The following is a 22,311-nucleotide window of genomic DNA, read 5'->3' as shown; positions in this document are numbered from 1 at the left end:
ACACAAGTGCCTGCGAAATCTTCGGCCTAATCTTGCAGCGTGCTGGGAAGGCATGGCAGTTAGTTTGAAAAAACGTTGCATTTTTCAAATTCCTATTTAAGCAGTATCCCAAGCAAGTTCGGGATATGCATGGGGATTAGTTTGAAAAAAAAAGCTGTTATTTAACTATGGATTAAAAAATATCTAAATGGAAATTGGATTTTCTGGAAAGAGGTTAAAATGACAAGGGAAACACTGGAAGAGATGATTACTATCGGTGTTGAGTTTTTGACGGTAGCAATCTTTCTGGTTTTTGTCGTTAATTTCGTGGGAATAAAAAAAGACTTTGCAGAGGTAAAGAACAATAAGACAGCAACGGCACATCAGGTCCGGCAATATAGAGAATTTGGAAAATATGAAACTGGATTTTCACCCAAAACAGAGGCGGCCAATTATAAAAGTGAATGTCTTTATGCCGATGATGTTCTGGAAGCAATTAGAAACTATAGAGACGGCAGTATTGAGATTTATGTTGACAAGCCAAACAGTACGGGAGTACCGATTCATTTAACCACAGGGGATGCCGAGCAAAATCCGTCGAACTATTCCCTGGAAGTGCTGACATCTACGGCAAAAGGAGTTGATTTAAGCGCCCTGTTTCATCCTTACCTGATTTACAATGGAAGTGATGTTACGGATCCTTCCTATTATAATAACTATTCCTCCGGAACTGTTACAGGGATTGCTTTTATCAGATATTAATAATGCTCTGCCGGAAAGGTACTATTTATGAGAAGTGAAGAGCTGCAAGATGTTATCAGGATGGCAGTCAATATGGCTGCCATGGGAATTTTCTGTGTAATCCTGTTTTTTCTTTCAATAACCGCCAGACATTTGTATAATCGGGAAGCGATGATTACTAATCAGGGTGAATTGCTGCGGAATGAAGCTGCGGATTATTTATTTGAACATGGAGAGAGGGTTTCCGGTAATGATATTGTTGAATTTATACTGAAATACGACAACAAGTATGATTACTACATAACCATCAATGAAAAGATATATCCCATAACAAATGAACTGTATCTCAGCTATCTGAAAAATCCCGGAACCGTAGAATTTCCAACTATTTTGTGGACTCAGGATTACCTGGTAAATCATGTGATGAAGGATAATATATATGATAATTTCCTGGTTACCATAGATAAAAGCAAGCTGAGAAAAATATACAGGTTCAAAGCCTACTAAAGGAGGGCAAACATGCAGAGGGGGTTAGGTTATGAAGGCATTGATGTTATTAAAATAGGTGTTATGATGGGGTTCATTTCGATATTGCTTGTCTATGTAATATATGGAGTTCAGGTCGGGAAAGGAATGGGAAACAAGGTCTATGATAATATGTCGGATGCTGAAATAGAGACGGACAATGCTAACCTGAAATCCTTATCCTACGATTATGCTATATTGCCGGCAGCTTCCGTGTATTCACTAATACAATATAATTCCAATGAAATTCATGACATAACGTGCTATATCTGCGACAATGCCCATGGTAAATATGAAACGGTAAGCGACACTCCTTGCCTGCTGGAGCATTTACAGGGAAAGGTGAAGCTAATTACGGAATATGATGAAATGCTTGGCCAATACCACTTAAAAATTTATCCCTATTCTTATACGATTAAATTTGATGCAAATGGCGGCAGCGGGAATATGGCAAACCAGGAGTTTGTTTATGATAATTCGAATAGCAGTTCGGTCTTAGGAGAAGCCTTAACCAAAAATGCTTTTTACAAGCAGGGATATAATTTTGCAGGCTGGTCTATAACAAAGGGAGGAAATGTTACTTACACTGAGGGGCAAAAAGTAAAGAACCTTCTGCTTTTTGGAGAGTTCATCTTATATGCCGTATGGACCCAGTAAAGGAGTGTGAATACAAATGGATAAAGAAGCTATGGAAGTGTTGGATTTAGGAATACTAATGCTTGTTCTGGCACTCTGTATTGTTACAGGTGTCGCTTCCACCTTTGAAACAAACCGAAGGGCATATGGTTACAATGAAACGTATATGCAGGATAAAAACACAACAATAAAAAACAATGCATATGTATTGACAGAGTACGGTTCTTATGACGCAAGCTTGTCAAAGGCGGAACTTATGCTTGTTACCCAGATTCAGGATTCCAATATGCCGGCTCCGAAGAGTCTGAAAATTCATGACACCCAGTTTGATATTAATTATACCTATAAAGAGAATTTGTCCATGTATGGGCAATATATGGCAGGCGCCATTCAAAATGACCAAAAAGATACAAGATATTTGGTCACCTATGAATATGAAACTGACAGCAATGGTAAAACGGCTAATGCCTACTACAACTTTGCAGTAACTAATTAGTGCCTGGCATTTGTATGTCTTGGATTTTCTGAAAGTTATTCTAATTAGCAGAGCAGAGGAGGAAGATACTCTGTCTTGGAGTATCAGAATAGAATGAATGGTTTTTTATCGAGAATAATTTCCCTGATATTAGTTTTTTTCATGCTCATATTGGCTCCATTGGTTAACTCCTATTGTGTTACAGAGATGGAGAATAGAAGGCAGTTATTAAATGAAGTAACCTACTTTTTAGATGTAGTAACGGATAAAAAGTCCGTAACGAATGATGACTTAAATGAATTTTATATGAAAGTATCATCTTATGGCATGGTTTTAGATGTTCAGGTCAACCGGCTTGTAAAGACTGCAACACGTGAAAGTGATGGAACTGTAAATATAACATATATTTCAGCTGATAATATCAGTTTATTAAATCAAAGAGATGTCGTACAGATAAAATTAAAGGAAAAATCAGAATCGGCATATCAAAAAATATTAAATATCTTTCTTGGAATTGAGGATGAACATTATTCCTTGACAATGGCTAAGATGGTGCACTAAAAGTGAATCGGAGGGTACGGTATGAAAAAAATTAATTTCAGAATATGTATTTTAGCAGTTTGCTTCAGCTTTCTAATGATATTTGCAACAGGTCCTAAAACGAGGGTGGAGGCATATATTTCACCTTATTTGGAAATGCCGATTAATTACACCTCATCTGTGGATAATTTACAATATCCTCAAACAGACCAATTTACGGCCTTAACCGGAACATCCGGAGTTGGTATGGTTGTCATAAAAGAACCGACTATCATAAAGGCATATTTGAACTGGAATTCGTCAGAAGCAAACAGTCCGGTTATTTGGTTTTCCCGGGATATCAAGGGGATAGATCTGGTTGGCTCCCAGGTGACCTTATCTTCCTCTAAAAACTATCAGGTGATATTACTGGATACCGGTACCTATTATTTTAACTATACCATAAAAGCAAACAACAGCTATAATAGCAGCTCTTATATTTTTACAACAGTTGGAGCCTGCTTGGTCGGTCAATATGCAAACAGCACGGAAAGGATTTATAACTCCTCCAAGGATTCTTCCAATTTAATAACATTTAACAAGATGGAAACCGGATTTCTCAGTATTACGGCTCCTATCGATTATTACAAGTTCGAATTGAATGAAAAAAGCATTGTAACGATTAATTTTAATTTTTTGGAATTAAAGGATATCAATTTATATGGTTCGGCCTGTGTATTAAAAAATTCAATGGATGCCAATATTGTTGAACAAGCCTACAATTCCCAGGGAGCACAGTATAATACGATAACAAAAGTATTGGAGCCCGGTGTTTACTATATAACTATGAAAGGCACTACAACTATTACCTCATTGGTAGTTAAAAAGATACCTTATGTAGTGAAAGCAGCTGTCAGTACAAGTTATTATACGAAAGGAAACGTAAGAATTCATTTAAAGGTGCCCTTTGAATATACAGAAATTCTTGTAACAAAAGGAAAGGTCTCCAAGGCCAGGATAACGGACTATTATACATGGTCTACTTATCAGAGTGAGACTACGAAATCATTAACTGACAATGCTTATTCGGTTACAGCTAATGGTACCTATACCTTCCGGATATTGGATTATATGGGGAACTACTCCTTGTATGCCGTTAAGATATCCAACATTGATAAAATGGCCCCGGCTGTTTCAGGGGTTAAAAACGGAAAGATATATCAATCAGCAGTCACATTAAAATTCAGTGATGGATTATCCGGTATAAAGTCTGCTTTATTAAATAATAAAGCAATCAGGAACGGAGCTAAAGTGTCTGGAAAAGGAGCTTATACCTTAAGTGTATCGGATAGGGCAGGAAATAAAAAAATCATAAAATTTAAAATTAAATAACAAGTGCAGATAAAGGAGGTGTAGGTCTTGAAAAACTGGCTTATGGTATTTAATTTTGTAGCCTTATGCTGTCTTATTATTATGCTCACGACCTTTTATATACAACTGGAGACAGCTACCACAGAGTATGATACGGATAGATTATCAAAAGCCATAGAATATTCAGGAGATATGGCCTTTCACTATTCCCTGGCAAGTGTTAACAGTGAATTAGCTTATCAGGATATGAATCAGACAACACTCAGTCCCAGTTTGTGCCTGCCTGCTTTTGAAGAGATGATGTGCTTAAACTATGATATGTCCATATGTAATGATAATCTGAAATATATTGAAGACAGCATTGCTACCGGGTTATTGGCTACAAATGACGGTTATTACATAACGCTTATGTCAGAAGTCAATGAAACAGGTGAAGCACACAGTAATACCTTTGAATTTAACTGGTCTCCCAAATTACCCTACACCATTATGACATATGATGACAATGATAAGCTGGCTTCTGAAATAGCAGTACGTCTGGGCTCTGAAAAATGGATCAAAGTGAATGCGAATAACTTAGGCATAACAAACGGAACCTCCTATGCGGAGCTTGGCAGTATTAAAACAAGTCCGAAGGAAGCCGGAGTTCCTGCTGCGAGTATCTCCCTGAATAGTGAAACAGTTTCCAGAGCTATCAATACAAGAATAACCAATGCCATTACCCATAACATTGATGCCATAGCAGAATTAAGAAGTGACAAAGATTATACCCTGTATATTCCTTCTGAGCAGACATCCAGCGGTCTAAATAAAATTGACAGCCCAAGCTTTATTTTAATAATGAAGGATGTGGATTTTTCCGGCCAGGCTAAAATTAGAAATGCTCAGATTTCGGGGTTAAAGGTAATTAAAAAAGTACGTGTTATCGGATATCTTAATGAATTAAACCAGAAGAAGTATTGTTATGAATCCCAGATCGCAGACAGCTATCGTGTAAAGCTTAAGGCAGTTGCTGTCTATAACAGTGTGGAAGAAGCCGCTTTGGCAGGATTTAAGCCTGATTATAATTGCATTTTCAACAAGATAGATACATCCTATATCACGCAATAGCTTACAATAGAATTTTCTTACGGGTAACTCAACTCTATACCCTTATTTCCGCTGCTTTCTGTCATATTAAATATATAGAATTCGAAAGAGGAGGACACAACAAAAAATGCATGATATACAAAACTTAAAAAATGATTTCAACTTACATAATCTGATAATTGTTGTAAGGCTGTTTTATGGGTATTTTGTTATTGCTGTCATTATAATTACGATAATATGGCTGCTGAAATATTTTAAAAGTCATGAACCCTCAGGAATTAAGATTACGGAGATGTTTGATGAGAGAGGGAAGAAAAAGACACCATTAAATCTAAAGCCTGTCATAACGGCAGTAATTATAATTTTTGTTTTAATATTAATTTATGTTGCATTATTGTTTGTTAAAATTTAAAAACAAATTTGTTTTTTAGCATTTCATAATATTTCAGAGCAGTAAGGGAGTTTAGAATGGAAGATGATAAATTTTATGATTTTTTAAATAAATTAATGGTTATTAATTTAATAATGTCAATTCTATTCAGTGTTATAACGTTTTTATTTAATATAAGCATCTTAAGTATAGCATTTGCAGCCTTGCCAATCGCTGTTAAATTAATTTTTTGGTTTAGCAGAAATAGTTTTATTTACATAGATGAAATTACGGATAACACAAGATTAATTATAAACTTATCCATTATAACGCTATATTTTGTTATGGATGCTATTATATATCATAATTTTTTACCGTCATCCATATTTCTGATAATTCCAATTTTCGTTTTAGCCTTAAAAAAGGATATTGAAATAGTTAAATTAGAAAGTGTCATAACAGTAGTATTTATGATTTTAATACTTATAGTCTCGATATTTATTACTCCCTTTCAATCTAATTTTCTGACAAATTTCATATTATTTATAGTTGTGCTGATACAGTTTTTACTGACTATAAAGACGTATACGGAAGAAACCCTGTCAATCAGTGCGAAATCAGACTTTTTTATGGATAAATCGAAAAGGGATGGGATGACCGGATTATATAACAGCAGTACCTTCTATGAAACGGTAGCGGAAAAGGTGCAGCTAATGGCCCCCTTTTGTATCGCTATCATAAATATCGATAATTTTAAATATGTGAAGGATACATATGGACAGCCTTTCGGACTTTATGTATTAAAAACACTGGTGAAGACCATAAAAAAAGCGTGCCGTGACCAGGATATAGCATTTCGTTTTAATGGTGAAGATATAGCTGTGGTTTTTCCCAGAACAACAGAAGATGATGCTTTTAAAATTGCGGAAAAAATCAGAAAGAATTTTCAGGAAAAGACATATGAACATAACATTGAATGGGCCAGAACAAAAAAACCTATTTCAATCAGCATTGGACTTATTGAAAATAACAAAAGAGGTGCAATGCCCCAGGAATTAATAGAAAAATGCGATCAGGCATTATTTTATTCAAAACAGCATGGGAAAAACCAGACTACGATTTACCAGGAACATATAAAGGAATGGGAGGATAAATTTGAAGACTTTAGAAGAAAGTATCGGGATTATGAAAGATAAAAATTATGTTACCATCACTCATGAAAAAATGAATGACTTATTTTCAATAGTGGATGATATCGAATTCTCTGCCCTTAGATATTACCCCACAATGGAAGAAATTGAAGTAATGAAAACAAATATTCCGAAATTTTATGCTTTCATTTTATGGATATTATCCAATCCGGGCGGACCTGAAACCAAAGAAGAGCAAAAGGCAGAAAAGGAATTGAACCGCATCATTATGAAACATACGAGGTTAAAGAAAATCAAAGCCGAGACCTGAAAGGCAAAATGCCGGCGCGCTATAGGATAATGGATATATCAATATGTACAGCGGAAATAAAACGGAGGCAATTAGGATGAACTTCACGGATAAAGTAGTTGAAATCAAGGACAGTCAAAATCATGCTTATATTTTAGAAGCCCCGGAATTATTTTTTTCCGTAGGCTATAAGGTCTTATTGGGGCAGGAGAAAAACGGATTTATCAAGTGTACGAAGGTCAGCCATAACGGAAAGGACAAGCTGATTTATGACATATCAAAATTTAAGACATTGGAAACTCTCATGTTTAGCCTGAAGCTGGATGTAATTCTAAGTATACTGATTAATTTCCTGGATTCCATTATCCTTGTAAAAAACAACGGATTTATGCAATGTGAAAATATACTGGTCTCACCGGACCAGATTTTCATAGACTGTGAGAATTTAAGTGTAAATCTTATTTATTTGCCCATCTATTTTGAGGCAGATAATGTTAGCTACAGAATCTTTGAAAAGGAGCTGAAAATAAATTTATCCGTTATATTAAAGGCTTATAATGAACAAAATCCTTATATTAACGCCATTTATGAGAATATGATGGATTCGGATTTTACATTGGAGGATGTCCATGCATCCTTGAAGGATTTGCAGCTTAAGGATTATGCGAGCCTGAATCAGCGGGTCGGTAAGAAAAAAAATGGGAATAAGGGACTAAAAGGAATGGGAAGTAACGATAAATTTGCGGGCATGAAAAAACGGTTTTTATTTGGAAGAAAAAAATAATGGAGCGTCGGGCAAAGAAACGGAATTCTATCTTGTTTGACTGCATAGGGAAAGGGGTTATCACATGGCAAATATAAAGATACTGCTGGCTGATAAGGATGAGAAATATCTGTTGCCGCTGGAACGGAAATTTATTGATGAATTGGAGGATAAGGCAGATCTTATCGTAATTACTGATCCGGATTATTTAAAGGATTTCTTTTCCACACCTCAAAAAATAGATATTCTTGTTATCAATGAAGAATTGTATGATGCGGAACTGGAACGGCATAATATCGGAAATACCTTCCTGTTAACAGAACAGGTTGTTTCCGATGGCAAGACTGGGGATTCGGAAATGAACCGGATATATAAATATACAAGTGTCAAAGAGATTTATAATGAAGTGATCAACAAATCTTCCACAAAATCAGTTTCTTTCAATAATACTGAAGAAACAAAGATACTTATGTTGTACTCTCCAATTGGGGGAATCGGTAAAACCACGGTTTCTGCCGCGCTGTGCGAGGCAATCGTAAAGTATCACAAGAAGGCCTTGTTTATTGGAATGGATAGTCTGCAGACCTTTGGAAGTGTCATTGGCGATTTGCCTGCCATGGAAAGCGGTATTGAAAAGATGATGATAGAAAAAAATGAGTATATCTATGACATAGTGAAATCAAAAATAGTCACAAAAGGGTTTGATATATTGCCGCCCTTTCACCTATCCCTTCCCTCCCTGAATGTCAAAGGGGAAGACTATATTAACCTGTTGAATTGTATAAAAGCAACCAAAGACTATGATTATATCATTGTTGACGGGATCAGTGATTTTACAGAAGATGTGTCAAGGCTGATGGGTGCGGCAGACCATACGATTATTATTACCGGACAGGAAAAAAAAGCAGTGCATAAATTAGAGTGCCTGTTAAGAAATATTGATTGCTCTGACAATGAAAGATTTGTCTTTGTGTGTAATAAATACCAAAGTAATAGGGAAAACCATCTGATGGATGAACGTGATACCCAGTCATTTAAAATCAGTGAATATATAGATTACCGGACAGACAGCAGTAATCAGGAAATTGGATATCTGTCAAATGACCGGAATGTTCAGAAACTTGCACTCATGTTTATCTGATACCTATTGAAGCTTTTTTTATTCCATTGTGAAAGGTGACTGCTATGACCAGTGATAGAATTATAGCTATTCTGTATATACATAAAAGGTCCTTAAAGGTTGACATTGATATTCCTTCGGATATTACAGTGAATGAATTGATCATTGGCTTAAACGAAGGATTTCAACTGGGGCTGGACACGAGCGATCTGTCGAAATGTTTTTTAAAAACAGAAAATCCGATTGCATTTTTAAAAGGAAATAAAAGTATTACAGAGTATGGAGTAAGAAATGGGACAACAATTAATATTACGGAATAGGAGAGATATTGGTGGACAAGCGATATAAGGTAATAATTCTAAGTAAGCGGATATATAAAGAAATTGAACTGCCGGCAGAACACAAAAAAGTTACTTTAGGAACGCTAAAACAGAATGATATCCGATTGGGGAAAGAGAAATTCTTCGGAGATTTTGAGATTACATTTATGAATACCAATGGAAACTGGATTATTCGATGTGACGACAGTATATACATATCCGCCGATGGAATAATGAAGCTGGTAAGCAAAGAATTGTCTCATGGTGATGATTTTATGATAAAGTATCAGAATTCCAACCAGGAAGTCTTTCGTATAAGCTTTGTTATGGATTTTGATTTTGAGAAAAAGGACTATGAGAAGGAAATAGATATCAGTTATAGCAATCAGGTAAAAATCGGCGGAAACGATAATTGTGATATTATGTTAAAAGATGAGCTGATTGGAGCAGATTCTATAACTCTTGTCAAAGAAGAGGATGGACTATTTATCCTTGATAATGGCACAAAATATGGACTGTATTTAAATGGTTTAAAGGTAAGGCAAAAAGCCGAGGTAAAAGATTTTGATTTTTTTTCTTTGCTTGGGTTCAGCTTTTATTATAAATTTGGAAAGCTTTATACATCTTCCAGAAGCAGCCTGGAGATTCCCTCATTGGTTTATTCAATTCACAGCGATGCCAAGAGCCATTTTGACTATCCCAAGTTTAACAGAAATACACGTATTATATCTTTGATTCCATCGGAAGAGATATCAATTCTGGACCCGCCGGAGCAGCCTAAGAAGCCTAAGAGGAATATTATGCTGACGTTGGCGCCGGCATTTGCAACCCTTGGAATAACAGTCGTTTTACGTGGGGTAATGGGCGGCGGAGGCTCCTTTGTCATATTTAGTGTGTGTTCCATGGGAGTGGGTATTATAACTTCAATTTATAGCTTTATAGATGAGAGCAAGGATTATAAAGCATCAACTAAAGGCAGAAAAAAAATGTATTTTAAATACGTAGAGAATAAAAAAGCTGAAATCGAGTTTAAGAGAAAAGAGGAGTTGCAAATTAGAAACAATACATACTACTCACTTGAAAATGAGGTAGATATGGTAAAAGATTTTTCAGGGGACCTCTTTAATAGAAGCTATGAAGATGCAGATTTCCTGGATGTAATACTTGGAATTGGAGCGACAGAATCAAACCGGCAGGTTGAATATAAGAAGCAGGAAAGATTTGAAACGGAAGATTCCCTGGTCAACATTCCGGAGCAGGTTACAGAAGAATTCCGTCTCTTAAAGGATGCACCTATTGTCCTGAAGCTTACGGAATGCAGTGCCGTAGGTGTTGTCGGAGAAGAAAAATACATCAGGGAGCTGTGTAAGAATATTCTTTTGGACATTTGCATAAGGCAATATCATAGTGATGTAAAGCTGTTTTTCATCATGGAAGAGGATTACTCAAAGAATATGGAGTGGGTCCGCCTATTGCCCCACCTGCAAAATGATGACCTGGGTATTCGGAATATCGTATGCGACGAGGAGAGTAAGAATATTTTATTTGAATACCTTTATAGAGAGCTTTCAAGAAGAGAAAATTCCGAAGAAATGAATCCGAGAATTGTTGTGTTCGTTTATAACGAAATCGGTATAAAACGCCATCCCATTTCACAGTATGTGGAAAAGGCAAAGGACTTGGGGGTTACTTTTCTATTTTTTGAAGAATATAAAGAGCTTTTGCCCTTAGGCTGCCAGAATATCATAGTTTTAAACCGCAACGAACAGCTTGGAAAATTAATAGACAAGTCAGATTCTACCAAGGTAAATGAGTTTAGCTATGAATTTATTGATGATAACACAGCCCTAGATATAGCAGTGAAATTATCCCCCGTTTATTGTGAAGAAGTTAGCTTGGAAGGCTCCCTTACCAAGAATATTTCCTTATATGAACTGCTGGGGATACTTTCCGTAGAGGATCTGGAGGTTGATAAAAGGTGGGCGACATCTGAAATTTATAAATCTATGGCAGCACCTCTTGGAATTAATGTAAAAAAAGATATTGTTTATTTGGATCTGAATGAAAAAAACCATGGCCCCCATGGATTAGTTGCCGGAACTACAGGCTCCGGTAAAAGTGAGATACTGCAAAGCTATATCTTATCCATGGCAACACTGTTTCATCCCTATGAAGTCGGATTCGTAATTATCGACTTTAAAGGAGGCGGCATGGTAAACCAGTTTAGAAATCTACCCCATCTGATAGGGGCTATCACCAATATTGACGGCAGAGAGATTGACCGCTCCCTGTTATCGATCAAGGCAGAGCTTAGAAAGCGTCAGGAATATTTTGCGGCAGCTAATGTCAACCACATTGATGCCTATATAAAAATGTATAAAAAGGGCGAAGTGAAAACACCCTTACCCCATCTTATTTTAATTGTTGACGAGTTTGCCGAATTAAAAATGGATCAGCCCGAATTTATGAAGGAGCTGATCAGTGCGGCAAGAATAGGCCGCAGCCTTGGTGTCCATTTAATTTTAGCTACCCAGAAACCAAGCGGTGTCGTGGATGCCCAGATATGGTCCAATTCAAAATTCAAAATGTGTTTGAAGGTACAAAACAAGGAAGATAGTAATGAGGTTTTAAAAACTCCTTTAGCTGCCGAAATTAAAGAACCGGGAAGAGCATATTTACAGGTCGGAAATAATGAAATATTTGAATTGTTCCAGTCAGCATACAGCGGCGCTTCCACTAATATGGATGAATCGGCGGCAAAAAAAGAACATGTCATTTCAACGGTCTCTTTGTCCGGGAAAAGAACCCCGGTTTATAAGAGCAAAAAAGGAACAGCTAATAAGCAAACGGAGACACAATTAGAAGCAGTCGTGAATTTCATACATAATTATTGTATTGATAAGCAGATTGAGCAGCTCCCGGGAATCTGTATGCCTCCGCTGGCTGATGTTATTAATTATGAAGATACAGCATATGTGAAAGAGGACCTGCAGACAGTCGTGAGACTGGGAATTTATGATGACCCGAATAATCAGCAGCAGCTGGAAGTATCCTTGGATATTCAGAGCGGGAATACCTTTATACTTGGTGCTTCCCAGTTTGGAAAGACCTGTTTGCTGCAGACGATTATACGCGGGGTCGCAGACAGGTATTCACCGGAGGAGACAGCTCTTTATATCCTGGATTTTGGCTCTATGGCATTAAGTGTCTTTGAAGGCTTGAACCATCTTGGCGGAGTAATCCTGGCTTCCGATGATGAAAGGTTAAAAAATCTGATGAGAATGCTGAATACGGAAATCAAGGAAAGAAAAGAGCGATTCTCCAAAATCGGCATCACCTCCTTTAGTTCTTATAAAGAGGCAGGCTATACGGATATGACCAACATTATTGTAATGATAGATAATTTCCTTGCTTTTAAAGAGCTGTATCCGGAATATGAAGATAACATTCTTAACATTTGCAGGGAAGGAAATTCCGTAGGAATCAGTTTAATTATTACCACAAAACAAACCAATGGAATCAGCTATAAATATATGAGTAATTTTCCAAACCGCATCTGTCTGTACTGTAACACGGCAGATGAATATGGTGCTTTGTTTGATAAGTGCAGGGTGCAGCCTAAAAATGTACCTGGCAGAGGCCTTGTAGAGATCAATAAAAATATCTATGAATTTCAAACTTATCTTGCCTTTCAGGGAGAGAAGGAAATCGACAGAGTTGAAGAAATCAAAGAGTATCTGAAAAAAATCAATCAACGGTACACAGAGGTTTATGCAAGACGGATTCCTGAAGTGCCTCAGCGTTTGAATTATGAATATATCATAAAGAATCTGAAATATAGCCATACGAAATCCTATTGCGTTCCTATTGGTATCGACTATGATACCGTTGAGCTGAATTTTATAGATCTCTTAAAAATGCAGTTACTTAGTATAACCGGTAGAGATGGAAGCGGGAAAACCAATTTATTGCAGGTTATCTTCCATTACCTCAGACAAGGAATGTTTGAATTTCCGGTTAAGGCTTACATAGTGGATGATTACCAGAAACGGTTAAGTTCTCTGAAAGCATCCGGCCTTGTAGAAAAATATACGGTGGACTTTAACGACTTTGATCTGATTCTGGAAGAAATCAATTCAGAACTGCAGGAAAGAGCGGAACTGCTTATGGAAAGCGGAATGGAGGCAATACAGGAAAAACCGCTGCTGCTTGGGGTAATAAAAAACAACGGTATCTATGGTGCCAATGGTATCAATAAAGATTCCCTGGAACTATTAAAAGACATTCTAAAAAATTACCGGCAGCTTAAGGTGTGTTTTATATTTTCAGATGTGGAAAATGCTCCTGTTGCCTATGGAGCCTCCGAGCTGCTTAAAATGATTAAGGATAATAAAAATATTTTTGTGTTTGAGGACTTGTCAAATCTCAAGTTTTTAGAATTACCGACTATGGTTTTAAGGCAATATAAGAAAGAAATTGAGCTGGGTGATTCTTATTTTGTAACAGAAAAAGGAGTGCAAAAGCAAAAAGTCATAAATGGAAAGGGGGAGATTTAGTATGAGTGAATCGGTTATAAGAAAACTGGATACCAGTAAAATGGATGCGGCTATCAAGGCTTTCAGTGAAGGCGTAAAGGAATATAACAATATCCGTACAACAGTAAAGCTGGCTACAACGAATTTATTTCTGGATTGGAGCGGAAAAGGAAGAAATGCATTTGAAAAAGATTATGAGGCTATTTACATACAATTAAAAGATATTGAAGACATTTTATATGAATTATACAACGCATTGGTTGATGGTTTGAGTGCTTATATATCTTCAGATGAGGCATTAAATAAAAAAATGACACGTTGAAAAATTTAACTGAACCTGCTTAGGGGAGGGAGGAACTGGTATGAGTAGTTTAAGCTATTTAAATAGTGCACTTTCTATGTACAGGCAAAATCTGAAAAAGGCAGAGGATGAGCTGAAAATACAGAAAAAAAGGCTGAGTGATATCAAAAATATTTTGTCAGTTTTAAATAGGAGCTTTGATGATTATGCAAGCGATATCTCAGGCTATGCCAGAAGCACATCGGATAAGATTATAGCTGGGATTAAAGGAAGCAGAAATATGGCACAAAGTTCAAGAGATGTTAGTAATGAACGGGAACCGGAACCGAATTCCGATTCCAAGCTATCTTCTGCAAAAGCCAGTCTAATGGGAGAAAAATCAGTTGTTGAAAATAAAATAGCAGAACTGGAAGCCCAAATCGTAAGTTTAAAAAACCATATCTCCGAAACGGAAGAAGCTATCCGGGAGGAAGAGAGAAGGCTTGAAGAAGAGAGAAGGGAAGCTGAACGAAGGGAAGAAGAAAGACGGGAAGAAGCAAGAAGTCTTGCAGCTTCGAAAGCTTCTTCCAGATAAGCCTGTATCTGCCCGGTGCAGTAGTTAAGCTTCGCATGAATGAAAGGCAATCATGTAAATCAACACATTTGAAAGGAATAAAGAAATATGAATGAAATGCTGGCAACGGAATACCTAAAGCAGGGAGAGGTACTGCTTGAAAATGGAAAGGATGAATATTCTCTGCAATATTTTAAAAAAGCAGAACAGGAGAATCCCTTTAGTTCAGTGGTTTATATTGGTATGGGAATTGCATATACCAACATGGAGCAGTATGGACAAGCAGAAGATTCATTTTTAAAGGCACTTAAGGTAAATAGCGAAGAAGGTAACATATATTTTCACCTGGGAAATATAAACTTTCTTAAAAACGAAAAGGTAAAAGGAATTCAGTATTACAATCAGGCAATTGCTAAAGGGTATGATGAATCCCAGCTATATTATAATCTGGGAATCGTATATGAAGAGGAGGGAGAGGATATTTTAGCCCTTAGAAATTATTCTAAAGCAATCATAAAGGCACCTTTACGGGGAGAGATTCGGCTGAGAAAAGCGCAATTATACATAAAACAGAAAAAATATCATGAGGCAGTCCAAGCCTTAGAGGAGATGACATTGGAATGTCCCGATTATTTTGAAGGCTATCATATGAAAATCAGGCTGTACAGTGACATGGAAGAATATGATAAATCTCTGGCTGCCGTAGAAGAAGTGAGAAGAATTTTTCCGGAAGACTCCGGCTTTGTCCTTGACCAGGCGAACCTATATGCTGATTTAAACCGGTTTGATGAGGCGCTGGAAGTGCTGGAAGCGGAAGAAGGCAGAATAGGTAATGGATTAGATAAGCGGGAGGCTGCCATAGAGCGAGCGCGAATCTATGCCCTGAAAGGCAATATGCAGGAAACGATTAGTAATTTAATAAAAGCCAAAGAAGCATCAAATGAAAAAGTTCCTCCTGAAAGCGATCCGGCAGCAGAGTATTTTCTATTAAATTGCTATATCAGTATAGAAGATTATGAAAAGGCATTGGACTGTGCGAAATCCCTAAAAGGTATAGAAGAGACGGGATATTATACACTGGCGGCTTACTATTATGAGCCTTATTGTTTACAAAAGCTGCAAAGGGAAAAAGAGTCGAAAGAGCTGTATCAGGTGGGAGTTGAAAAATTGCGCAGTCATTCACTGGAGTATCCGCACCACTTAGATGCCTATTTTTTTCGGATATTATGCCTGAAAGATTTGAAAATGTATGATAAGGCTTTGGAACTCTCCGATTATATCATTAAAGTCAAGGATGATTCTGCGGAATTTTATGCAATCCGTGAAATGCTGCTTTCCGAAATGGGCAGAGAGGAAGAGGCTAAGGAGGCCAGGGCAAAATCACGCAGTTTAGGCGGAATTACTGCATTATTGCCTGCAAACGGAGAATAAAAGGAGGGGTACCATGCTAAAAGTTAATGAAGAATCGCTGAAAAAGGCAAAGGCAACCTATCAGGAGCAGTCACAGCGGATGAGAGATTTAAAAACAAAATTATCAACGGCAGTAAATGGAATAAAAGAAGGCTGGGACTCGTCAGCCGGGGATGAATTTTTTAAAAAATATGATAATGAATGGGAAAAGAATATCACAGATTATATCGAAGTAATCCAGCATATGTCAGATAATATAAATATAGCCGATAACAAATATCAAACTGTCTTTGATACGGCGGATAAAATTAAGCTGCGCTAATGGATTTATGGGACTATTCAATAAATTTATAAAACAGTAATTGGAAAGGGATACCGGCATAGGATCGGTCAAATGGCAGCTTTATTATCTTCTATAGAGACAGTATGATTAGATGCATTTTCAACTTGAGATGTATTTTCAGCTTGAAATGTATTTTCGTCTGCCTTACATGACATGAAGAAATTCCGGAAGAATGGTAAGGAAAGCCTATGTGTTCAATTAAAGGAGAGATATAAAACAGGATGATATAAGCAGGTATGTTAAGGTACTTTACAGTTCAATAACAATTCATGATAGGTATGGTAAAGTACTTTACAGTTCAATAACAATTCATGATAGGTATGATAAAGTATTTTAAAGTTCAATAACAATTCATGGTAGGTGTGTTAAAGTACGTAAAATTCAATAATAATTCATAGATAGCTGTGTTAAAGCACGTAAAAATTCAATAACAATTCATAGATAGGCGTTAAAATACATTAACAATTCAAAAGGAGAAGGGCATAAGAAGAATGTCCTTTTTGGGTACGGATTTTATCCAGTTGCTATTTCCTATATCCTGTGCTACACTGGATACAAAGTTGCTATCACAAGCTAATTTAGACATTTTCAAACAGACCAGGGGGTTAAGATAAAATGCCTGATAAGAAACTGGAGCAAAAGAGTGATGAGGAAATCATAGCTTTGATCCGCGGAGGTAATTCCTATGCCATGGACTATATGCTTACAAAGTACAAGAATCTTGTTAAAAACAAAGCAAAGGCATTGTTTTTAATCGGCGGTGATAAAGAAGATCTAATCCAGGAAGGTATGATAGGCTTATATAAGGCAATCAGAGATTATAGTCCGGAGAAAGACAGCACTTTTTACAGCTTTGCAGACCTTTGCAGCTCCAGGCAAATGTATTCTGCCATAAAGGCTTCCAACCGTAAGAAAAATATCCCCTTAAATACATATGTGTCATTATATACTCCCGCATACAGTGAAAATGCTGATTTTGAGGATAAAGAGACCCTTGCTGATGTCGTTATTCAGAATAAAATTTCAAATCCTGAAGAATTAGTTATTGACAAAGAGAGTACTAGTATGTTAGAATATGAACTCGTAAGGCATTTAAGTCAGTTTGAAAAATCAGTTTTGGATTTATATTTGCATGATTATTCTTACCTTCAGATAGCAGACAAATTAAAGAAAGAACCCAAGTCAATTGATAATGCACTGCAACGGATTCGTTTAAAACTAACCATGGTTTTAAAGGAACTGTATTAATTCAATAAATGCCCCCGTAGCTCAGTCGGTAGAGCGTTACCTTGGTAAGGTAAAGGTCTCGAGTTCAAGTCTCGTCGGGAGCTCTCAAGAAAAGCTAGTTAGATCAAGGCTTAGTGCGAAAGAGAAAAGGCATCCAGTAAAGGGTGCTTTTTTTAGCGCCTGGGGGCCTATTTGGGATTTGTGTGTGCAAAAATAGTACGCACTATAACAATACGTTCCAGAGAATTAAGCTCTTTTATTAAAAAATTTTTCAATGAAGAAGCTGCCTTTTATTTGACTTTTTAAGGCTGTGAGTGTATATGTCCATGGTGGTACTGGTCTGTGCATGTCCCAATCTGACCGAAACTGTTCTTACATCAGCATTATCAGTTATTAGCAGAGTAGTGGAAGTGTGTCGGAGTCCATGCAGTAGCGATATGTTTGACATTTTCAAGGACTTATCCTCAATGGTAGCATTGTATTTGTGGATAATATTTTTGAAAGTTAGATATGGTGTGGATATATTCATCTGTAGGTGATCTTTTCACTAGATACAAACTTACCGTTTTTAATTCTTCTTTCTAAATCATATACGAAATCTTCCAAGTTTTTTTATTGTTTCTCTGTCATGTATGCATCAGGTGTGGAGGTGGTGTTCTCCTTGAGCTACTTATCGGTTACATCATAGCCGTTGCTGACTGTAATTAGGTGAGTGTATTGTATAGGCTCATGCTAATATAGTATTTATTTAAGTCGTTCCTGTTGACGCAGGGACGGTTTTAACTTTGTTGACTTAGTATGTATTTTAGGATATAATATGCTTAGCAAGACAGCCGGAGGATAGCTCCAATCTATCCGTCCCGGTAAAATTATTTGGTTAACTACAAAATAGCCGTCCTAACTTTTAGCGGAGTCCAGGACGGCTATTTTTTGTGCTTGTTATCTCTAACGAGTGTAATGATAGCTACAAGCATAATTACAAATGTGAATAAGTCACCATATGTAATGTACATTAGCACCACCCCTTTCGCAAGACTTGAAACGGATGGCATGACCGTCCTACCGGCTGCCTGGTTAAGCATATTATATCGTCAATGAAGTAGAAGACATATAAGAAGCTAAAACATGTTGCTAATTTTCAACATACATCGAAACCGATTTTATGAGTATATCCTTAAATGCATAAATATCATTAATTGAGTCAATATATGTACGGATAAATTCCTTATTTTCATCGGGTATCATTATTTGCTTCTTTTTAGTATCAAGGTTCACTCTGCAAATTGTCTTACGAATATTTCCCTTATATAATACAGAGAAGTATCTTTCATTATCCTTATATGTTATATTTTCGGGACTTATGGTACCGTTTAAAATACTCTTGATTATGTAAAAGCACTCTATTTCTTCATCAGTTGTATGAATTTTTGTTATCTCTATATTTTCCTTAGACTCTACTGGTTCTTCAATGGTAACAGCCGTTTCATTTTCATTTTTCAGTGCTGATGAAATTTTATCATTCATCATTTCACTTATGTAATCGTTGAGGGATTTTTTGATAATTCCTCTGAATTTATCAACTACATTTTGTGTCTTAACTCCATCATATACACTTGATAAAAAGTATTTAATAAAATCATCAGTAGGCTCTTTCAATTGATTGGCGAATAGGTTTTTCACAGCTTTAGAATATTTTAATTCTGATGCAGTACTAAATATATTCTCCACATCAAAGGAATCCCTGCTGAATTTTTTTAATTCTGCAACAAGATTGGGTTTAATATTAAGTATATCAAATTCTAAAAAAGGAATTAAGTCCATTTTATTGGATTCATCTAAATCAGTATAGAAATTATAGTTTAAGCCATTTGTAAGGATACCGAATTTTGCTTTGGAGGTACCAAAGTATCTAAATAGCTGCGAGCTGTGCTTGTCTAAATTTTCACCACACCACTTGCATTCAATTAGTATAACAGGGGCGCCGTCTTTCATTATGGCATAGTCAACTTTTTCACCCTTTTTAATGCCTACATCGGCGGTGAATTCAGGTAAAAATTCATCAGGATTAAAAACATCATAACCAAGCATCTGAAAAAACGGAACAACTAAAGACATTTTGGTAGCTTCCTCTGTAGGTATCTGATCTTTTAGTTTTTGAACCCTTGCTGAAAATTGTCTTACTTCATCAATAAAATCCATAGCATTTTCCCCTTTTCATAAGTTATTTATAATGAACTCATTTGAGTTGCATTTGTTATGTTGTAATTTTTAAAATTAGTATAAGAATAGTATGAAACAATCATTATGTTATGTCAATATATGGAATGGATTTTACGATTTTAATGTATTTGAGCGATGGAAAATAAACTAAAAATGATGCAAATAGAGATATAAGTATTTATTCGCTGTCTCTATTATCCTTGTATTATAGATTCCTCCTCAATAGTGTATGATATTTGTAATAATATTTTTTATATTGGAAAGGAGGAAGAGTAGGATTGCGATAGAAGCCTATCGAATACTCCGCCAATAGCCGGAAAACTATAAGCGGAGATATCAATAAGCAATCTGAATGAAGACTTGGCAACTATAACAAGTATTATGTACAACATAGCTGTTTAGTTATCATCAAGCGAATGCAAGGCATTGTAATAAGTTGTTATTAAATTTGTTACAGTTTCAGACTTTAGAACATGGCCTGCATGCTTTATTACAGATGTTGCTTGGATTTGGGCAATAACGAGTTCTACAGCAAGTTCTTTATCTGATTTCCCCATAAGTATTTATTCCTTTCTCTTGTACTCAGCCGATAGCCTGTAAGAAGATTATACCATAAAAACCAAGAAAGAAAGTGGTAAAGTAAGAAATAGGACAAGTAATAAGTGAAAATTTTCATTTTACTTTAATAGGAACAGTTAAATCATTTTTTTACATTCATATAGTATCCTCAATAAAATTAAAAGACGCGAATTTATACCTTCATTATGACCTGCCATGAAAATTTTCAATAAAAAATACCCGGCCATAGCAAACCGGGTATTCCCCTCTATTAAGTATTATAACATAACTATTGAAATAGTCAATAATTATTTTTATCTCTTAATTACCCAAATGTAACACAGTCGGTATATGCTCCATCAATTACAAAGGTTTCCAGTAAAGGTAAGGTAACAGTAATAAGTGAAGGATTAACATTCTAAGATATGACGCTTATCAAAGTCAATAGATGCCTTTTTATATTGATGAAAAATGTAAAATGATATATAATTATAAAAACATTGGGGGAGCATAAAAATGGAAGAAAGAGATTATTTGAACGAGCAAGCAACAGAAATTAATCGTATTTACAAAAACCAATTATTGCAGGAGCCTTTTGCCAGTCATTTCTATAGTGAAAAAACACGTTATAGGGCAGAGGGTCCTTTTCAAAGAGATTTTTCAAGGATTATGTATTCATCTTCATTCAGAAGATTGCAAGGGAAAATGCAATTATTAGGAATTAGAGAAGATCAGTTTTTTAGAAATAGATTAACACACAGTTTAGAGGTATCTCAAATTGCTAGATCTATAGCATTTGAATTAAAATATGATATATCAGAAATTTATGTAGTTGAGGCTGGAGCCTTAGCACATGATTTAGGAAATCCTCCGTTTGGACATTCTGGTGAGACTAAGCTCAATCGTATATTTAGTGAGATTGGTGGATTCGAAGGCAATGCACAGACTTTAAGAATATTGACAAATATAGAGAAAAAGAAGCCAGATTTCAGGGGTCTTAATCTAACGTATAGAACTCTTTTTAGCGTAGTTAAATATAACAAGAAATTCGATAAGGCTAAAAGAGATGAGAAACAGAAGTTTATTTATGATGAAGACTTTGATTTTCTTAATGAATTTTTAGCTAAGAATGATTATAAAGTAAGGACACTAGATGTGCAAATTGTGGATTTGGCTGATGAAATAGCTTATGCTGCACATGATTTAGAAGATGGATTGAGACTTAAATGCTTTACTATTGATGAAATTTTACATGACTTTTATTCGGCATATGCTGAAAAAGATTTAAAATCTTATGAAAAGCTGAAAGAGATAGTTGACGCTTGCAGAGATAGCAGGGACTATGCAAATATCGATTCATCTGACTATACGAAACTTTTCCGTCAAGAACTTACATCAAGCCTTATAAATTTATTGATACACGATATAGGGCTTATAGAGGTTGATCAGGAATTTATTAATGCGACCGGTACTATGTGGCCAAGAGAATTGGGCTTTGTAAATTATAGTAATCTGGCCGAAGGGCTAAAGAAGATTACATTTAAGTGCATTAATCATAATGATGAAGTATATCATTATGAACAGCAAGGCAATGAAATAATTGATTTTTTGGTTGATACTTATAGGAAGAATAGGATGTATTTACCTCCTGAGTACCGTGCATCTTACGTAATTAAGGAAATGGAAGAAAGACAAAGAGAAAAATTAATAAATGAAGAACAATTACAGGAAAGATTAATTTGCGACTATATAGCAGGTATGATGGATTCATATGCAATAACAACCTATAAAAAATTTACTAAAAAGGAAAGTTGAG

23 protein-coding genes and 1 tRNA gene are annotated in these 22,311 nt (G+C 35.9%); 21 read left to right on the top strand and 3 right to left on the bottom strand.

Features of this window, described 5'->3' with window-relative positions; all coding sequences use genetic code 11:
- Nucleotides 1-219 precede the first annotated feature (219 nt).
- From BUB77_RS15615 to BUB77_RS15520, 20 genes are all read left to right on the top strand, one after another.
- A complete protein-coding gene (locus BUB77_RS15615; protein WP_073277559.1) occupies nt 220-741 on the top strand; it encodes a hypothetical protein in 522 nt (173 codons plus the stop codon).
- A 27-nt stretch (nt 742-768) separates the two neighbouring features.
- Nucleotides 769-1,227: a hypothetical protein gene (locus BUB77_RS15610; RefSeq protein ID WP_073277557.1), complete on the top strand. Its 459-nt coding sequence runs from the start codon at nt 769-771 to the stop codon at nt 1,225-1,227.
- A gap of 12 nt (nt 1,228-1,239) precedes the next feature.
- Nucleotides 1,240-1,902: an InlB B-repeat-containing protein gene (locus BUB77_RS15605; protein WP_073277555.1), complete on the top strand. Its 663-nt coding sequence runs from the start codon at nt 1,240-1,242 to the stop codon at nt 1,900-1,902.
- 16 nt (nt 1,903-1,918) lie between these two features.
- On the top strand, nt 1,919-2,377 hold the full coding sequence (locus BUB77_RS15600) for a hypothetical protein (RefSeq protein WP_073277553.1): 459 nt from the start codon (nt 1,919-1,921) through the stop codon (nt 2,375-2,377).
- Nucleotides 2,378-2,452: 75 nt separating this feature from the next.
- On the top strand, nt 2,453-2,917 hold the full coding sequence (locus BUB77_RS15595) for a hypothetical protein (protein ID WP_139241199.1): 465 nt from the start codon (nt 2,453-2,455) through the stop codon (nt 2,915-2,917).
- 21 nt (nt 2,918-2,938) lie between these two features.
- A complete protein-coding gene (locus BUB77_RS15590; protein WP_073277549.1) occupies nt 2,939-4,267 on the top strand; it encodes a hypothetical protein in 1,329 nt (442 codons plus the stop codon).
- Nucleotides 4,268-4,294: 27 nt separating this feature from the next.
- On the top strand, nt 4,295-5,356 hold the full coding sequence (locus BUB77_RS15585) for a hypothetical protein (protein WP_073277548.1): 1,062 nt from the start codon (nt 4,295-4,297) through the stop codon (nt 5,354-5,356).
- Nucleotides 5,357-5,462: 106 nt separating this feature from the next.
- Nucleotides 5,463-5,747 carry a hypothetical protein gene (locus BUB77_RS15580; protein ID WP_073277546.1) on the top strand — a complete coding sequence of 95 codons (285 nt, stop codon included), beginning with the start codon at nt 5,463-5,465 and terminating at the stop codon, nt 5,745-5,747.
- Nucleotides 5,748-5,803: 56 nt separating this feature from the next.
- Nucleotides 5,804-6,901 (top strand): GGDEF domain-containing protein, encoded by a 1,098-nt coding sequence (locus tag BUB77_RS15575; protein WP_073277544.1) that lies wholly within the window; start codon nt 5,804-5,806, stop codon nt 6,899-6,901.
- On the top strand, nt 6,861-7,166 hold the full coding sequence (locus BUB77_RS15570; RefSeq protein WP_073277542.1) for a hypothetical protein: 306 nt from the start codon (nt 6,861-6,863) through the stop codon (nt 7,164-7,166). The genes BUB77_RS15575 and BUB77_RS15570 overlap by 41 nt, the downstream gene beginning before the upstream one ends.
- Before the next feature lie 76 nt (nt 7,167-7,242).
- Complete coding sequence (locus BUB77_RS15565; RefSeq protein ID WP_073277540.1) at nt 7,243-7,929, top strand: DUF6382 domain-containing protein; 687 nt, start codon at nt 7,243-7,245, stop codon at nt 7,927-7,929.
- A gap of 64 nt (nt 7,930-7,993) precedes the next feature.
- Entirely contained in the window at nt 7,994-9,049 is a 1,056-nt protein-coding gene (locus BUB77_RS15560) for an AAA family ATPase (RefSeq protein ID WP_073277538.1), read from the top strand.
- 44 nt (nt 9,050-9,093) lie between these two features.
- Nucleotides 9,094-9,348: an EsaB/YukD family protein gene (locus BUB77_RS15555; protein WP_073277536.1), complete on the top strand. Its 255-nt coding sequence runs from the start codon at nt 9,094-9,096 to the stop codon at nt 9,346-9,348.
- A gap of 11 nt (nt 9,349-9,359) precedes the next feature.
- Entirely contained in the window at nt 9,360-13,904 is a 4,545-nt protein-coding gene (gene essC / locus BUB77_RS15550; RefSeq protein WP_073277534.1) for a type VII secretion protein EssC, read from the top strand.
- A gap of 1 nt (nt 13,905) precedes the next feature.
- Nucleotides 13,906-14,205 (top strand): WXG100 family type VII secretion target, encoded by a 300-nt coding sequence (locus tag BUB77_RS15545; RefSeq protein WP_073277532.1) that lies wholly within the window; start codon nt 13,906-13,908, stop codon nt 14,203-14,205.
- 40 nt (nt 14,206-14,245) lie between these two features.
- A complete protein-coding gene (locus BUB77_RS15540; RefSeq protein ID WP_073277530.1) occupies nt 14,246-14,758 on the top strand; it encodes a hypothetical protein in 513 nt (170 codons plus the stop codon).
- 87 nt (nt 14,759-14,845) lie between these two features.
- A complete protein-coding gene (locus BUB77_RS15535) occupies nt 14,846-16,168 on the top strand; it encodes a tetratricopeptide repeat protein (protein WP_073277528.1) in 1,323 nt (440 codons plus the stop codon).
- A 13-nt stretch (nt 16,169-16,181) separates the two neighbouring features.
- Nucleotides 16,182-16,469, top strand: coding sequence for a WXG100 family type VII secretion target (locus tag BUB77_RS15530; protein WP_073277526.1), 288 nt, complete (start codon nt 16,182-16,184; stop codon nt 16,467-16,469).
- A gap of 636 nt (nt 16,470-17,105) precedes the next feature.
- Nucleotides 17,106-17,738, top strand: a complete 633-nt coding sequence (sigH, locus tag BUB77_RS15525) for an RNA polymerase sporulation sigma factor SigH (RefSeq protein ID WP_073277524.1) — start codon at nt 17,106-17,108, stop codon at nt 17,736-17,738.
- Between the two features lie 10 nt (nt 17,739-17,748).
- Nucleotides 17,749-17,821: transfer RNA gene (locus BUB77_RS15520), tRNA-Thr, on the top strand.
- Nucleotides 17,822-17,988: 167 nt separating this feature from the next.
- On the opposite strand, the gene BUB77_RS31015 is transcribed toward BUB77_RS15520, so the two are convergent.
- The 3 genes from BUB77_RS31015 to BUB77_RS29935 form a co-directional block, all read right to left on the bottom strand.
- Nucleotides 17,989-18,246, bottom strand: a complete 258-nt coding sequence (locus BUB77_RS31015) for a tyrosine-type recombinase/integrase (RefSeq protein WP_073277522.1) — start codon at nt 18,244-18,246, stop codon at nt 17,989-17,991.
- Between the two features lie 602 nt (nt 18,247-18,848).
- Nucleotides 18,849-19,916, bottom strand: a complete 1,068-nt coding sequence (locus BUB77_RS15510) for a type I restriction endonuclease (RefSeq protein WP_073277520.1) — start codon at nt 19,914-19,916, stop codon at nt 18,849-18,851.
- A gap of 419 nt (nt 19,917-20,335) precedes the next feature.
- Nucleotides 20,336-20,494, bottom strand: a complete 159-nt coding sequence (locus BUB77_RS29935; protein ID WP_170866663.1) for a hypothetical protein — start codon at nt 20,492-20,494, stop codon at nt 20,336-20,338.
- Between the two features lie 517 nt (nt 20,495-21,011).
- On the opposite strand from BUB77_RS29935, the gene BUB77_RS15505 reads away from it, so the two are divergent.
- Nucleotides 21,012-22,310, top strand: a complete 1,299-nt coding sequence (locus BUB77_RS15505) for a deoxyguanosinetriphosphate triphosphohydrolase family protein (RefSeq protein ID WP_073277518.1) — start codon at nt 21,012-21,014, stop codon at nt 22,308-22,310.
- Nucleotide 22,311 lies beyond the last annotated feature (1 nt).

The organism is Anaerocolumna jejuensis DSM 15929 (assembly GCF_900142215.1).
Lineage (GTDB): Bacteria > Bacillota > Clostridia > Lachnospirales > Lachnospiraceae > Anaerocolumna > Anaerocolumna jejuensis.
Note: the sequence above shows the minus strand (reverse complement) of the source record. Positions and strands in the feature narration are given on the sequence as shown.